This window comes from Alitabrizicola rongguiensis (assembly GCF_021491355.1).
GTDB classification, from domain to species: Bacteria; Pseudomonadota; Alphaproteobacteria; order Rhodobacterales; family Rhodobacteraceae; genus Aliitabrizicola; species Aliitabrizicola rongguiensis.
On sequence record NZ_JAKENF010000002.1, the window covers coordinates 722,549 to 736,688 of the forward strand.

The 14,140-nt window shown below is 62.8% G+C and carries 15 protein-coding genes; 9 read left to right on the plus strand and 6 right to left on the minus strand.

The genetic code is table 11. The features are described from left to right. Positions 1–55 precede the first annotated feature (55 nt). Entirely contained in the window at positions 56–985 is a 930-nt protein-coding gene (locus L0V05_RS09465) for a DMT family transporter (RefSeq protein WP_234869862.1), read from the plus strand. Here L0V05_RS09465 and L0V05_RS09470 read toward each other — a convergent pair. After that, a complete protein-coding gene (locus L0V05_RS09470; protein ID WP_234869863.1) occupies positions 933–1,628 on the minus strand; it encodes a thiamine diphosphokinase in 696 nt (231 codons plus the stop codon). The two genes, L0V05_RS09465 and L0V05_RS09470, sit on opposite strands and share 53 nt — an antisense overlap. Positions 1,629–1,769: 141 nt before the next feature. Here L0V05_RS09470 and L0V05_RS09475 point away from each other — a divergent pair, with 141 nt between their 5' ends. After that, positions 1,770–3,803 carry a hypothetical protein gene (locus tag L0V05_RS09475; RefSeq protein WP_234869864.1) on the plus strand — a complete coding sequence of 678 codons (2,034 nt, stop codon included), beginning with the start codon at positions 1,770–1,772 and terminating at the stop codon, positions 3,801–3,803. Positions 3,804–3,830: 27 nt separating this feature from the next. On the opposite strand, the gene L0V05_RS09480 is transcribed toward L0V05_RS09475, so the two are convergent. From L0V05_RS09480 to L0V05_RS09490, 3 genes are all read right to left on the minus strand, one after another. Then, positions 3,831–4,085: a DUF2842 domain-containing protein gene (locus L0V05_RS09480; protein ID WP_234869865.1), complete on the minus strand. Its 255-nt coding sequence runs from the start codon at positions 4,083–4,085 to the stop codon at positions 3,831–3,833. A 10-nt stretch (positions 4,086–4,095) separates the two neighbouring features. Then, positions 4,096–5,394 (minus strand): adenylosuccinate synthase, encoded by a 1,299-nt coding sequence (locus tag L0V05_RS09485; RefSeq protein WP_234869866.1) that lies wholly within the window; start codon positions 5,392–5,394, stop codon positions 4,096–4,098. 68 nt (positions 5,395–5,462) lie between these two features. Next, a complete protein-coding gene (locus L0V05_RS09490) occupies positions 5,463–6,413 on the minus strand; it encodes a glycosyltransferase 61 family protein (protein WP_234869867.1) in 951 nt (316 codons plus the stop codon). Between the two features lie 182 nt (positions 6,414–6,595). Here L0V05_RS09490 and secG point away from each other — a divergent pair, with 182 nt between their 5' ends. The 4 genes from secG to L0V05_RS09510 all read left to right on the plus strand — a co-directional run bounded on the left by secG (position 6,596) and on the right by L0V05_RS09510 (position 10,378). Then, on the plus strand, positions 6,596–6,967 hold the full coding sequence (gene secG, locus L0V05_RS09495; RefSeq protein WP_234869868.1) for a preprotein translocase subunit SecG: 372 nt from the start codon (positions 6,596–6,598) through the stop codon (positions 6,965–6,967). Positions 6,968–7,115: 148 nt separating this feature from the next. Further along, on the plus strand, positions 7,116–8,759 hold the full coding sequence (gene pyrG / locus L0V05_RS09500; RefSeq protein WP_234869869.1) for a CTP synthase: 1,644 nt from the start codon (positions 7,116–7,118) through the stop codon (positions 8,757–8,759). A 142-nt stretch (positions 8,760–8,901) separates the two neighbouring features. Further along, positions 8,902–9,138 (plus strand): YMGG-like glycine zipper-containing protein, encoded by a 237-nt coding sequence (locus L0V05_RS09505; protein ID WP_234869870.1) that lies wholly within the window; start codon positions 8,902–8,904, stop codon positions 9,136–9,138. Positions 9,139–9,328: 190 nt separating this feature from the next. Next, positions 9,329–10,378 (plus strand): hypothetical protein, encoded by a 1,050-nt coding sequence (locus L0V05_RS09510; protein ID WP_234869871.1) that lies wholly within the window; start codon positions 9,329–9,331, stop codon positions 10,376–10,378. 33 nt (positions 10,379–10,411) lie between these two features. Here L0V05_RS09510 and L0V05_RS09515 read toward each other — a convergent pair whose 3' ends face one another. Then, complete coding sequence (locus tag L0V05_RS09515) at positions 10,412–10,870, minus strand: GFA family protein (RefSeq protein WP_234869872.1); 459 nt, start codon at positions 10,868–10,870, stop codon at positions 10,412–10,414. Positions 10,871–10,901: 31 nt separating this feature from the next. Continuing rightward, complete coding sequence (locus L0V05_RS09520; protein WP_234869873.1) at positions 10,902–11,204, minus strand: putative quinol monooxygenase; 303 nt, start codon at positions 11,202–11,204, stop codon at positions 10,902–10,904. Positions 11,205–11,380: 176 nt separating this feature from the next. Here L0V05_RS09520 and L0V05_RS09525 point away from each other — a divergent pair, with 176 nt between their 5' ends. From L0V05_RS09525 to L0V05_RS09535, 3 genes are all read left to right on the plus strand, one after another. Further along, positions 11,381–11,614 (plus strand): twin-arginine translocase TatA/TatE family subunit, encoded by a 234-nt coding sequence (locus L0V05_RS09525; RefSeq protein WP_234869874.1) that lies wholly within the window; start codon positions 11,381–11,383, stop codon positions 11,612–11,614. Positions 11,615–11,740: 126 nt separating this feature from the next. Beyond that, positions 11,741–12,652: a polyphosphate kinase 2 gene (ppk2, locus tag L0V05_RS09530; protein ID WP_234869875.1), complete on the plus strand. Its 912-nt coding sequence runs from the start codon at positions 11,741–11,743 to the stop codon at positions 12,650–12,652. A 79-nt stretch (positions 12,653–12,731) separates the two neighbouring features. After that, the gene (locus L0V05_RS09535) at positions 12,732–14,135 is read left to right on the plus strand and encodes a glycosyltransferase family 39 protein (protein WP_234869876.1); all 1,404 of its coding nucleotides are present in this window, start codon (positions 12,732–12,734) and stop codon (positions 14,133–14,135) included. Positions 14,136–14,140 lie beyond the last annotated feature (5 nt).

Here is a 14,140-nt window from a genome sequence, read left to right on the forward strand (position 1 = left end):
CTGTGGTGTCGCGGCTGGGCTGGACGTTCCCCTGCCGCACGACTACGCAGCACGGATGTCCAATGATCGCATCCTGCCCGGCGTGGCCCTCATGCTCGCGTTCTGCGCCATCGCGCCGCTGCTCGATGTTGCGTCAAAGCTTGCCGCGCAGTCGATTCCGGTTGGCCAGATCACGGGAGCGCGCTTCGTCATCCAGGGCGTACTGATGTTGCCGGCCGTGCTGCTGATGCGGCTGCCATTCCGGATGTCGCGTCGTGCCCTCTGGCTGACCTTCATCCGGACGGTCTTTCTCATCCTGTCAACTTACAGCTTCGTCGCGGCCTTGCAGTTCATGCCGATCGCCGACGCATTGGCCATCGTCTTCATCGAGCCGTTCATCATCCTGATCCTCGGCCATTTCCTGTTCGGAGACGAGGTTGGCCCGCGGCGCATCTGGGCATCTGTCGTGGGTTTCGGTGGTTCGCTCCTGGTGATCCAGCCATCGCTGATTGCTTTCGGACTGGTGGCACTGTTCCCACTCGGCACGGCGCTGTTCTTCGCACTTTACATGCTGGTCACGCGGCAGCTGTCGGATGAGATGCATCCGGTTGCCATGCAGTTCCAGACCTCTCTTGTCGGGAGCATCATCTGCGTTCCGCTTCTGTGGCTGTTCAACGGAAGCGGCATCGCCGATCTGGACCCGGTGATGCCGCAGGGCTGGGCATGGCTCTGGCTGTTCGGCGTGGGGTTCTGGGCAGCGGTCAGCCACATGTGCATGACCTATGCGCTCAAGTTCGCGCCTTCCGCGACGCTGGCGCCGTTGCACTATCTTGAGCTCGTTTCGGCCGTGACCTTGGGCTATCTGGTCTTCAGGGACTTCCCCAACATGCTGACATGGACCGGCATCGCCGTGATCGTCGGGTCCGGCCTATACATCATCCACCGCGAGAGGCTCAGCGCCCGCCATCGGCGCGCGGCAGCCGCCACTGCGGAAGCAGCGCACTAAGTACCCTGTCCAGCCGACGGCGCGGCAGAATCGCCAGCATCCGGGGAGCATCGAGTTCCAGCGTCACGTCTGGCGCGCTGACCTCGTTCGACGTGCCGATGATCCCGTGCGGTGCGAAAGCCAGGCCGTCGATCGGCCAGCGCAATCCGGTGCTCTGCCCTGAGACCTCGCCAAGCGGAAAAAGCGAGAACCGATCCCCGGGCTCGAGTCGCAGGCGAATGCCCCGCGGGCAGAGGAACACGACATCCTGCCCTCCAATCACCAGGCAGGTCCGGTCGGGATGGCGCGCGAGCGTCGAGAAAACCGCCAGTCCGTGATCGACCCGCGCCCCGACGAAGCCCAGCGCAAGCACGAAGGGCGACCGGGTCGACCGCAACGCCTTGTCGAAATCGGTGGTTTCCTGTTCCGCAATCGGGAACTGCCGTTCGGCGGGAATCGCTTGCCGAGCGGTATCGGATATCGAATCGAAATCCCCTACCACTGCCTGCGGCATCCGGCCGGCTGACAGGGCACGATCCGCCCCTCCATCGGCCGCCACCAGAACCGGCGCCCGCTTGAGCGCCATTTCCAGCGTCCGGGCAGCGAATGGCGCCCCTCCAACCAAGGTTATACCATCCGTTGTATCGACAATCAGTGCAGTCATGGGGATACTGTTCTCAATTATGGCAAGACTCCCGGCTCGGGGCCATAATCAGTCCTTCAAATTACCCCCTTCTGTCCATTGAATTGAACAGCGCGGGGTCAATACCAGACCCTGAGGACAAGAGCAGAAAGCGAGCATCCCATGGTCGGTGCCAGTAAGATCCTGACGGTCTCCTATGGAACCTTCTCCTGCACGCTCGAGGGGTTCGACGACCCGTTCAACACAATGAAGGCAATCGCGGAGTATTTCCGCGACCTCGCCGCAGACGACCGCTATTTTGGGGCCGAGCCTCCCACACCCGATGCCGCGATGCTGCACCGCATCGCCGAGCGCGAGATCCAGCGCCGTGTCGAAGCCAAGGTGGACGACCACGGCGTTGTCCTGCGCGCGTCCGATCTTGCGCCGCAGCCCGTGGCCCAGCCTGCGGCCGCTCCCGCGCCTCAACCGGCCCCATCTGTTGCCTCCCCGGGGCTCCTGTCCGAGGAAAGCGTTGCGGCCAAGCTGCAGCGCATCCGGTCCGCCGTGGCCCGCGCCGCCGCCGCCCCGGCACCGGTGGTTGAAGATGCCGTCTATGCTGAAGACCTGATCGAGGCTCCCGCCCCTGTGCCAGCCGCCGCGGCGCCAGAGGCAGCGGCAATCGCCGTCGAGGTCGTCGAAGAGGTTGCAGTCGTCTCCGTCGAACCGGATGACGAGCCCGAAGCCGTGGCAGAGCTGTCCGCCGAGGAAGATCTGCCGGAACTCGCCCCGGCACCCGAAGTAACCGCTGAGCCGGAAGCTGATGACATCGAGGCCTTCAGCGAACCTGACCCGGTCGAAGAGGAAGCGCTGATTGCCGCCCTCTCGGGATCGAACGCAGATGCGGTCGAAGAAGAAGTGTTTGCGGAAGAGACGCCGGTCGAACCGCTGGTTCAGGCAGACGAACAGAACGAACTGGATCAGGACGACCTGACGCTGGACACCCTTTCGGGAATTCTTGCCGATTTGTCTTCGGACGTCGCTCCGGGACCGACCATCGAAGCCAAGGCGATGGAATTCGACGAGGTCGAAGACGCCGCCGCCGCAGAAACTGACGAGTTCGCAGAAGAAGACGAGCAGGAATCGCGCTGGCTGGACGCCGTCGAGATGGATGCCGAGGACGCGGAACCCAGCTTCGACTCCGAGGACGTGGCGGAGTCGGAGTTCGCCGACACGGCTATCGAGGCAGAGGCCGAAGAGTCATCGGCCGAGGAGTTCCCGGAAGACCTCGACGAGGACGTCGAAGCCGTCGCCGTTGCCAAGGCTGCCCCGTCCGAGGAAGTCGAGGAACCCTCGATCGAGGACAAGCTTCGCCGCGCTCGGGCCCGGGTCATTCGTGTGCGCCGCCCCGACACCGAAGCTTCCGCGGTGGTCGAAGAGCCGGCAGCGCGTGGCGAAGGCCGCACCATCCTGGAAACCCACACCAAGGGTGACGAGGATGTGACCAGGCTGCTGCGCCAGACCAATACCGAGATGGACGTTCCGGAGAACCGCCGTCGGATGCTGACGCTCTCGCATCTGAAGGCCGCGGTGGCTGCAACGGTTGCCGATCTGCGTTCCGCGGGCAAATCGAAGGGCGACAAGCCGGCCGAAGGCAGCGCTGACAAGGGGCTCGACAGCTACCGGGCCGATCTTGCCAGCGTCGTGCGTCCGCGCCGTCCGACCGCGGATCGCGCACCGACCGACAAACCCGCGCCGCTGGTTCTTGTCTCGGAACAGCGCATCGATGCGCCGCGCCCCGTTGATGCAGTTGGCAACCGCGTCGTGCCGCGTCGCGTCACCGCCGGCAACCTTGCGGTCAGTGACGAGGACGAAGACGAAGACGAGGAAATCGCGCTGCCTGACGCCGAGAACATCTTCGCTCAATCCTCGAGCTTTGCGGAGTTCGCCGAGCGTCTTGGCGCGACCGAGATCCCGGATCTTCTGGAAGCTGCTGCGGCCTATACCGCCTGCTTCGAAGGCCGCCCGCATTTCTCGCGGCCGCATCTGCTGCGGTACGTCGCGACGCTGCCGGATGGCACCGAGATCAACCGCGAGACCGGGCTGCGCAGCTTCGGCACGCTTCTGCGCCAGGGCAAGATCGAGAAGGTGAAGCGCGGGCAGTTCGCGATCACCGACAACTCCTACTACCTCGCCGAAGCCCGCCGCATGGTGCGCTGAGCCGTCCTGGAAGAAGGAACAAAGGGGTCAGACCGAAGGGTCTGGCCCCTTTCCCTTATCATTGGATTGCGCATCTGGGTCCGGCTGACCAACACCCCGGAACACAGCTCGGAACGGCAGGGCCCAGAGGAACCCGAGCCCGACATAGATCGCCAGTTCCACAAGGAAGGGCGGGCGGTCGAGCATGTTGACCAGCGTTACCGCGACGACGATGTAAAGCGGCATCCCGACCAGCAGGATCAGGAGTGAAAGCCGCCGCCGCGTCTTGTAGCCGAGCGCCACGCCTTGGTCCTCAATCCACGAAAGGATCGGTGACAAGGATCGTGTCGTCGCGCTCGGGGCTGGTGGAGAGCATAGCCACCGGGCACTGGATCAGTTCCTCGATCCGGCGAACATACTTTACGGCCGCCCCGGGCAGATCATTCCACGACCGCGCACCCTGGGTCGAATCCGTCCAGCCTTCCATCACTTCATAGATTGGCTTTGCACGCGCCTGCAGGGCAGCCTGCGTCGGGAGATAGTCGTAATGCACACCATCCACGTCATAGCCGGTGCAGATCCGGATCGTTTCGAATCCGTCGAGCACGTCGAGCTTGGTCAGCGCGATGCCCTTCATGCCAGACAGCGCGCAGGTCTGGCGCACAAGCACCGCGTCGAACCACCCGCAGCGACGTTTGCGGCCCGTCACAGTCCCGAATTCACGGCCGCGTTCGCCCAGCCGGTCGCCATCGGCGTCGAAGAGTTCGGTTGGGAACGGGCCTGCGCCGACACGAGTGGTGTAGGCCTTTACGATGCCAAGCGAATAGTCGACGGCATTCGGGCCAAGGCCCGTCCCGGTTGCGGCCTGCCCCGCGATGACATTCGATGAAGTGACAAAGGGGTACGTGCCGAAGTCGATATCGAGCAGCGAACCCTGCGCGCCTTCGAACAGGATGCGTTTTCCGGCGCGGCGCAGATCGTTCAGCACTTTCCAGACCGGCTTGGCGTAGGGCAGAAGCTGCGGCGCCAGAGCACGCAGTTCCGTCACAAGGGCCTCGCGGTCGATGGGCTCCAGACCAAGGCCCGAGCGCAGCGCGTTGTGGTGGACCAGCGCCCGGTCGACCCGCTGCTGCAGCGTCTCGTCATCGGCAAGATCGGCCACGCGGATCACCCGACGACCGACCTTGTCTTCGTAGGTCGGGCCGATGCCGCGTCCGGTCGTGCCGATCTTGGCATTCGAGCCCGAGGCCTGTGCCTCGCGCGCCCGGTCAAGTTCACCGTGGAACGGCATGATGAGCGGGGTATTCTCGGCGACAATCAGGTTGTCGGGGTTGATCTCGACCCCTTGCTCGCGGATCGCCGCAATTTCCTTCAATAGGTGCCAGGGATCCAGCACCACGCCATTGCCGATGACCGAGAGCTTGCCGCCCCGAACAACGCCCGAAGGGAGCGCGTTCAGCTTGTAGACCTTGCCGCCGATTACGAGAGTATGGCCGGCATTGTGGCCACCCTGAAAGCGAACGATGACATCGGCCCGCTCGCTCAGCCAGTCGACGATCTTACCCTTCCCCTCGTCGCCCCACTGGGCGCCCACGACGACGACATTGGCCATTCTGCATTCCGGTGCTGGTAGATTCCGGCTTTCCTATAGCCGCGAGCTTGCAGGGTGGAAACAGCAAATCAATCCATGGCCCGGCGCGCGACCGCCCGCTGGCTTCGGAGGGCGGCAACGACGGGCCGCAAATCGGTCACCGGGACGGGAGCGTGATTGTCCGCTTGCCAGACCGGATAATACGAAAGCCCGAGGCAGTGAGACAGCTGCCCGAAATAGTCGATCAGGGCCGGGTCGGTACGGCGCTCTTCTGCCAGTATCTCGACGACAGATGTTCCGGGTTCACACCAGATCAGATTGGCCAGGGCCGCCCCGTGCTGTGCGATCACGACCTCGGCCGCCTGGAACAGGGCGAATTGAAACGCGAGGTTGCTGCGCTCAAGCGTGACGAGGTGGGCTGCACCGAGGTCCAGCCTGATGGCTTCTGCAAGCTCTGCCATGTTGGGCACCGATCGGCGCAGGGTTCCGCTGCCCTTTCCTTCACTGCGCGCGGATAGAAAATAGGCCTCTGCCGGCAGACGGTCGATCACCACGACCCTTGGACCATCTCCGAACAGCGCCTCGACGTCCCGCCTTGCGATCTCGACTTGCCGTGCCAAGTGCACCGGCAACCGGGCACGCGCCACAGCGAAAGCCTCGGCATCGTAGTACGTCGGAAGATCGTAGCCCGACTGTCGGATACGGCTCAAGTTCCTGGCGAACACGCCAGGAATTCCATCGGTCTTTCCTAGTATCCTGTGGAGATCGCGATCCAGCACCTTAAGCAGTGGCAGGTCAAGAGCAGCGAGGTGCCTGTCCATCAGGGCGCAACTCCTGATCAGCACAGGCGTATCATCGGCACCGACGTCGGGCCACACCTTCAGCAGGGGCACAAGGAAGCCGAGCAAGAAATGGAAATAGTGCTCTACCGAACCAAGACGGTTGTCGAAAGACAGGTGGACCCCACGATAGCCGGTCAGAGGGCGGTTCCGCATCAATTGGCCGAACCGGGCCGCACGCGTTACAAACTTCGACGACATACAAGCTCCGTTCGGAGATGATGGCCCAACTCCATGCATCGCCACCGATCATTAGTCCTGTTCGACGTTGCGTCCAGCCAAAGCTTCGACAAGGGGCGGGCATTTTGGCTTGCGGCCTGCTCCGCATCGCCCTAGATAGGCGCGTCAACGCCGACAGAGACAGCCTCGCCGGAAACCGCCCCATGGAAAACGTCGTTCTCTCGATCCACCTGATCCTCGCGCTCTGCCTCATTGGGGTCGTGCTGCTGCAGCGGTCCGAAGGCGGCGGCTTGGGCATGGGATCGACCGGCGGCGTCATGACCGGCCGCGGCGCGGCCACTGCGCTTGCAAAGGTCACCTGGGCCCTGGCAGCTGCCTTCATCGCGACCTCGATCGCGCTGACGGTCTTTGCCGCTCGCGATGCCTCGCAGCGTTCGGTGATCGACCAGATCGGCGGAACGCTCCCGGATGCGGCCGCTCCCGCTGCGCCGGCCGGCCTTCCGCAGGATGGCAAGAGCCTCCTGCCGCCCGCGACCGGAACCGCGCCCGCCGGCACGACGGCGCCGAACGACTGATACCAGCCTTAGGCATTACAGCAACATTACCCAACAGCATCTAGAGGTGCTGTTGCGGACGGCCGGGATTTGCGCTAAGCGTCAAACCCCGTGATCCTGCGATTCCATGCATCGGAAGCGCCCCATCTTTTCAGGCACGGGAGCCCCCATGGCACGTTACGTTTTTATCACCGGTGGTGTGGTTTCCTCGCTTGGCAAGGGCCTCGCCTCGGCGGCACTCGGGGCACTTTTGCAAGCGCGCGGCTTTTCCGTCCGGCTGCGAAAACTCGATCCCTACCTGAACGTCGACCCAGGCACGATGAGCCCATTTGAGCATGGGGAGGTCTTCGTCACCGATGACGGGGCCGAAACCGATCTCGACCTGGGTCATTACGAACGCTTCACTGGCGTTTCGGCCCGCCAGACGGATTCGATCTCGTCCGGCCGGATCTACTCCAACGTGCTGGAAAAGGAACGCCGGGGCGACTACCTCGGCAAGACCATCCAGGTCATCCCGCACGTCACCAACGAGATCAAGGACTTCCTCCGCATCGGCGCGGACGAGGTCGATTTCATGCTGTGCGAGATCGGCGGCACGGTCGGCGACATCGAGGGCCTGCCGTTCTTCGAGGCGATCCGCCAGTTCATCCACGAGCGCCCGCGCGGCCAGTGCATCCTGATGCACCTGACGCTGCTGCCCTACCTGCAGGCGAGCGGAGAGTTGAAGACCAAGCCAACCCAGCACTCGGTCAAGGAACTCCAGTCGATCGGCCTCGCGCCAGACGTGCTGGTCTGCCGGTCGGAGCACCCGATCCCCGAGAAGGAACGCGAGAAGATCGCGCTGTTCTGCAACGTCCGCAAAGAGGCGGTGATCGCCGCCTATGACCTCAAGACGATTTACGAGGCCCCTCTCGCCTATCACCGTGAGGGGCTGGACCAGGCTGTACTCGACGCCTTCGGGATCTCGCCCGCGCCGCGCCCGAACCTTGCCCGGTGGGAAGACGTCATGGACCGCCTGACCCATGCCGAGGGCGAGGTGCGTGTCGCCATCGTCGGCAAGTACACCCAGCTGGAAGACGCCTACAAATCCATCGCCGAGGCACTGACCCATGGCGGTATGGCCAACCGCACCCGAGTCAAGGCCGAATGGATCAACGCCGAGATCTTCGAACGCGAGGACCCGGCGCCCTACCTGGAAAACTTCCATGCCATCCTTGTCCCCGGCGGCTTCGGCGAACGAGGGACCGAGGGCAAGATCCGCGCAGCGCAATATGCCCGCGAACACAAGATCCCCTATCTCGGCATCTGCCTTGGCATGCAGATGGCGGTGATCGAGGCGGCGCGGAACCTTGCGCAGGTGACCAATGCCGGGTCCGAGGAATTCGATCACGAGATCGGCGCCAAGCGCTTTACTCCCGTCGTTTACCACCTCAAGGAATGGGTTCAGGGCAACCATGTCGTTCAGCGCAAGGTCGGGGATGACAAGGGCGGCACGATGCGGCTTGGCGCCTATACCGCGATCCTGAAGGAAGGCTCTCGCGTAGCGGATGTCTATGGCGCGACCACGATCGAGGAACGCCACCGCCACCGCTATGAGGTCGACATCAAGTATCGCGACAAGCTGGAAAGCTGCGGACTGGTCTTCTCAGGCATGAGCCCCGATGGACGTCTGCCCGAGATCGTCGAGCACAAGGATCATCCCTGGTTCATCGGCGTCCAGTTCCACCCGGAACTGAAATCGAAGCCTTTTGCGCCTCACCCACTGTTTGCTGGCTTCATCAAGGCGGCGATTGAGGGTGCGCGGCTGGTGTGACACCCGTTTGACCGGCAATTTCCTGCCACTCCAACGGGCGCGGCCTCCCGATGCCCGCGGGGCAGTTGCACTCGCTTGTCAAGTATCGGGGCCAGTGCTACCGCTGATCTGGCATTTAGGCCCCTTCGAGGAGAAATCGAGCATGAAATCCGGAAAGATCGCCGTCGCCGCCGCGCTGGCCGCTACGCTGTTCACCACCGCTTGCACCAATGATCCCACGATCAACGCCATGTCGGGCGCACTGGTCGGCGCCGCCGCCGGCAGCGCAGTTGGCAACGGCACCGGCAAGACCGCCGCGATGCTGGTCGGCGCTGGCCTAGGCGCTGCTGCTGGCGCGAACTCGACCTGCAAGACCGGCCTCAGCGCCGCTCAGTGCTGAGACGAAAGCGGCCGACAGACCACTGCGACATCAGCAGTGGAAGGTCCAATTCCAGAAACGCCCCGGCAACGGGGCGTTTTCATTTTGCAGACTGGAAAAACATCGTTTCCGCTTCGCCTCTTGCAGGCAGGACCAACTCACCGGATTCTTACATCCAGATTTGTTGGTACAGGCTGCAGGCCGTTTCATGGTGTCCGTCATCCTTCACATTGGTCAGCCGAAGACCGGCACGACCGCCATCCAGAATGCGCTCGTGGCGCAGAGAGATCTGCTCATCAAGCACGGCACGCTTTACCCATCTCCCAAGCACATCCCTTATGTGCACCATTTCCTGCCAGTCCTGATCGAAGACCCGGACAAGATCGCGCAGCATACATTGAACCGGATGGGCTTCAGCCCGACGGTCTGCAAGGGCATGGCGAGGGAAGAACTTGCTCTGGTTCGCCAGCAAGTCGACGCCGTGCAGCCGAAGCAGATCATCCTGTCGAGCGAGTCGATGTTCCGTAGTTTCTCGACCGCGAAATTTGATCACCTGAAGCAGCTTCTGGCGGATCTGGGCGACGAGGTCCGGGTCGTGGCCTATCTGCGCAACCCGGCCGATCACTACATGTCACGCGCACAGCAACAGCTGCGCAACCGGGCCGAGATTGTTAGCCCAGATCCGAACCGGACCATCGGGCCTCTGACCGCCTATCGAGCGGCCTTTGGCGATGCATTCGAATGCCGCGTCTATGACCGCAAGGTCCTGCGTGATGGCGACGTAATCCGGGACTTCTGGGATTATGCCGGACTTGATCCCAACCTCATGCCCTCCAACGCAGATAGCGACAATTCCAGCATTTCTGCCGAGGCGATGTCGGTTTTCCTGCGGATCAATCCGCCGACCGATGCCAAGACCCCTGATGAAGCCAAGGAACACTCCCGCCGCCGCCGGGCAGTGCTCCAGGCCGATGCCGATCTGCCCGGTGCAACCAAGCCCCGCCTGCGTCCCGAAATCCGCGATTACATCATTCGTTCCAATACCGAGCTTCTGCAGCAGCGCGATGAGTTCGGATTGGTTTTTCCCGGTCTGGACTATTCGATTGTCGGGCAGAATGTGCCGACGCAGACGCCGACTTTTTCGCGTATTGAAGAGCTTTGTGAACTTGATCCGGCCCGCCGCGACGCGCTCGAGGCAAGAGTCCGCGCTGAACTGGCGCCAAGCTGGCGGCACCGCTTGCGCCAGCTTGTGGCCCACTGATCTGCCAAGTTCGGCCGATCGGGCAATGGCCCGTCAGATCCCCTCTGTCCGCTGCAGATCCGTAACGATCTCATCCGGGCTGGCCGCTTCGTATTTTGGAAGGTCATCTGCGACCTGCTCCCATTCGCATTTCGAGCGCAGGTAGATGTGGCTTTCCGATCCCGGTGGATGGCCGGGATGCCGGCCGCCGTCGATCGTGGCCGGGGCGAAGTACATGAGGTCCGCTTCACTGTCCTCGTAGGCGAAGAGATAGCAGGAACAGGTCCGGCAAAATTGCCGCTCGAAACTGGGCGAGGTCCGATAGCGGCCGAGATTTTCCGCCCCCTCGATCACGAGAAACCGCCGCGGAATGATCGCCCCGGTCGAGGTGAACTCGCCGGAAATCTTGCGGCATTGCTCGCAGTGGCAATGCTGGATCGAAACCGGCGGGCCAAGCAGGGTAAACCTCACCGCGCCACAGGCGCATCCTCCCTGCATCGGGTAGTCCGACATCGATCTTTCTCCCCTGCCGTAGGATCGACCTTCAGCGGCCCATCTCCACCACGACCTCGCCCGCCCACGGTTCGGTCAGGCCCCGGCCGCCGCCCAGGTCCTCAAGGATCGGGCGCAACTTGTCGAGGTTTTCGATCATCGTCGGACGCGCGGCGGCCAGGGCATCCATGCTGTCCCATTCGCCCACGATCACATATGACCGCTCGCCTGACTTCATGACCCAAAAGTTCCGCCCGCCAGGCATCTTTCCCGCTTCAAACTTCTTGTGGATGGCGACGAACTCGTCTTCCTTGCCGGGCTTCACGCGCATGTGCACGACATTCATAGCCGTCATGGCACCCTCCATTGCCAGGAAGCCATCATGATAGCGCGGATTCAGCTATCTCCCGACGATTCCTTTCGGGAAAGGCATGCGGTCGGGGCCCATCGCGCGAACGTGTCTTTTCCCTTTATCGGGGCAAGGATAGGGTCCTCCAAATCGGCATGGCCGACATTTCTGCGGAGGCAATCTTGGGCGAGTTCAGCCTTTCACATATCCTTGTCGTCGCTGTCGTCGTCATCCTGCTGTTCGGGCGCGGCAAGGTCGGCGCATTGATGGGCGAAGTGGGCAAAGGCATCAGCGCCTTCAAGAATGGCGTCCGCGAGGGCGCGGAAGACCCCGCGTCATCCGTGGCCCAGACCGTGGCCGACGCAGAGCCGCAAAAGGCCCTGCCCCACCCTGCCGTCGAGACCAGCAAAGCCTAAGAAACTGCAAGCTGGCACCTCCCGGGCAACCGGATTGGCTCCGTCTGCCCGGTGCAGCGCCTGGGCTTTGCAGGACTGTCACAATCTGCTGGTCTAAGCGTGCCGTTATCCGCTCGGGGGCCCCCAATGACCGATTTTCACAGCTCGCATGACTGGCTCGAGCAGGAACTGGCTGACACGCTGGATGAGGATTTCGAGCTGGATCTCGAAGATGCGGTCCTGTCGCAGGAGATCGCCCGCATCTACAAGGACAGACATGCCGACACGATCGACCGTCAGGTCTATTTCCGCGAACTCCTCCGGCTCCAGGCAGAGTTGATCCGGCTGCAATCCTGGGTGCAGCACCACAAGGAAAAGGTCGTAGTCCTGTTCGAAGGTCGCGACAGCGCCGGAAAGGGCGGAGTGATCAAGCGGATCACCCAGAGGTTGAACCCCCGAGTTGCGCGCACCGTGGCCCTTCCTGCCCCATCGGACCGCGAGCGCACCCAATGGTACTTCCAGCGCTACGTGCCGCACCTGCCTGCCGGGGGCGAGATCGTGCTGTTTGACCGAAGCTGGTACAACCGCGCCGGAGTCGAGCGGGTCATGGGCTTTGCCAGCGAAGATCAGGTCGAACAGTTTTTCCGTGACGTGCCCGAATTCGAACGGATGCTGGTCCGCTCTGGCATCCGGCTTGTGAAGTACTGGTTCTCGATCACCGACGAAGAACAGCAGATGCGCTTCCTCATGCGGATTCACGATCCCATGAAACAGTGGAAACTCTCGCCGATGGACCTGCAATCACGGGTGCGTTGGGAGCAGTACACCAAGGCAAAGGAAGAGATGTTTGCCCGCACCAATATTCCCGAAGCGCCCTGGTACATCGTCGAGGGCAACGACAAGAAGCGGGCGCGGCTCAACTGTATCGACCATCTTTTGGGTCTGATCCCCTATGCGGATGTCCCGCACGAGGAAATCACGTTGCCGGACCGGGTCTTCAACCCCGATTACGAGCGCGCGGTCCTTCCCGAAGAGCTGTACGTGCCCCAGAAATACTGAGAGCCTTGCGCAGGGTCTTTCTCACGCCCCCGATCAACCGATACGGTAGGCCTAGTCACTAACGACAAGACGGCCTCCCGTGATTCCTTCTCCCCCCTCCTCTGCCCGCGTCTTTGATCGCCCGATCTTCTGGATCTTGCTGTTTGCGGTTTACGCCTTCGTGCAAGGCGCGATCCGGCACCACTACAAGACAACTCTGTTCGGGGATGACTCCGAGCTGTTCCTGTGGGCGCGAACGCTGGACTGGGGCTATGGCGTCCAGCCGCCGCTTTACGCCTGGGGCCAATGGCTTGTGAACAGAGTCTTCGGCGAAAGCATCCTGTCGATCACGGTGATGCGCTCGGTCTGCCTGTTTGGCCTTTATGCCGCGGGCTATCTGATGGCGCGCCGCTATGCCTCGCCCCGGCTGGCGGGTTTCGCCGCACTCGGCCTGTTCCTGATACCAGAGATTGCCCAAACCTTCCTGCGCACGCGGACGCACAACCTCCTAGTGACTGCCATGGTGCCGCTTGCGACACTTGCATTCCTCGATCTCTGCCAGAGGCAACGTCTGGGAGATTACCTGCGCTTCGGCGTGCTGACGGCGCTGGCGATTCTTGCCAAGGCCACCGGGGCTATTTTCCTGGTTGCGCTTATTCTTGCAGGACTGATGCGCCCCGAGTCGCGACAGGCAGTGCTTACCAAGCGCATGGGGCTTGCGCTCTTGCTGCTGATCGTCCTCTGCGCCGGTACGGTGATCTGGTCCTTGAGCAATGCCGCCATCGCCACTGCTTCGCTCTCGAAGTTCCAGCCGGGCGGCGGTTGGACAACGGGTCTCCTGTCGCTCGGCCGGGCGACCGTGGACAGCGGCGGTTTCGTTGCAGCCGCGGTCGGGCTGACCGTCCTGCTGACCCGGCGGGGTGAATCACTTCCCCCCGAGACGGCGATTCTCTGGCGGGCGGGCGTCCTCTCGGTGCTGCTCATCGCACTTGGGGTAATCTTCGCTGATGCCGCCGAGATCAAGGAGCGCTGGATGGTTCCCGTAGTAGCGCCTCTTACGCCAGTCGCCCTGGTGTGGTGCTTTCAACGTCTCGGACGGTTTCGCTTTCTGCCCGCTGTGCTGGGCGGCCTCTCGGCGATCCTGCAACTTGCGCTCCTGCCCGGATACTATGAGCGGAAAGAACCCGTGCCGCGAGCGGATTACGCCGCGCTGGCTGCCGAACTGAGGGCAACGGGCGCGACGCAGATGTGGCTGCCCGACGACATGGCGGCGGGATTGGCGATCGCCTCGCCCGGCATTCCGGTAGGCCAGCGCGTGGACAGAGGACTGCTGCCCTGCGAAGGAACGGTCCTACTGGCGGTCTGGCCCGACTTTGATCCTGCGCTGGAGGCTTTCCGCCAACGTCTGCCAGGATGCGTCGTCACCGAGGCCGCCTCCGGCACGGCCAGCTCGGGCGGACCACCGGTGCAATACTGGGTGTTCACTCTGACACCGGCAGGATAACAGGG

Coding starts and splice junctions, on each gene's coding strand:
- L0V05_RS09505 (WP_234869870.1), top strand. CDS start 8,902: ATGAAATCCGGAAAGATCGCCGTCGCCGCCGCGCTGGCCGCTACGCTG.
- L0V05_RS09515 (WP_234869872.1), bottom strand. CDS start 10,870: ATGTCGGACTACCCGATGCAGGGAGGATGCGCCTGTGGCGCGGTGAGG.
- L0V05_RS09490 (WP_234869867.1), bottom strand. CDS start 6,413: ATGTCGTCGAAGTTTGTAACGCGTGCGGCCCGGTTCGGCCAATTGATG.
- L0V05_RS09485 (WP_234869866.1), bottom strand. CDS start 5,394: ATGGCCAATGTCGTCGTCGTGGGCGCCCAGTGGGGCGACGAGGGGAAG.
- secG (WP_234869868.1), top strand. CDS start 6,596: ATGGAAAACGTCGTTCTCTCGATCCACCTGATCCTCGCGCTCTGCCTC.
- pyrG (WP_234869869.1), top strand. CDS start 7,116: ATGGCACGTTACGTTTTTATCACCGGTGGTGTGGTTTCCTCGCTTGGC.
- L0V05_RS09465 (WP_234869862.1), top strand. CDS start 56: ATGTCCAATGATCGCATCCTGCCCGGCGTGGCCCTCATGCTCGCGTTC.
- L0V05_RS09520 (WP_234869873.1), bottom strand. CDS start 11,204: ATGACGGCTATGAATGTCGTGCACATGCGCGTGAAGCCCGGCAAGGAA.
- ppk2 (WP_234869875.1), top strand. CDS start 11,741: ATGACCGATTTTCACAGCTCGCATGACTGGCTCGAGCAGGAACTGGCT.
- L0V05_RS09475 (WP_234869864.1), top strand. CDS start 1,770: ATGGTCGGTGCCAGTAAGATCCTGACGGTCTCCTATGGAACCTTCTCC.
- L0V05_RS09470 (WP_234869863.1), bottom strand. CDS start 1,628: ATGACTGCACTGATTGTCGATACAACGGATGGTATAACCTTGGTTGGA.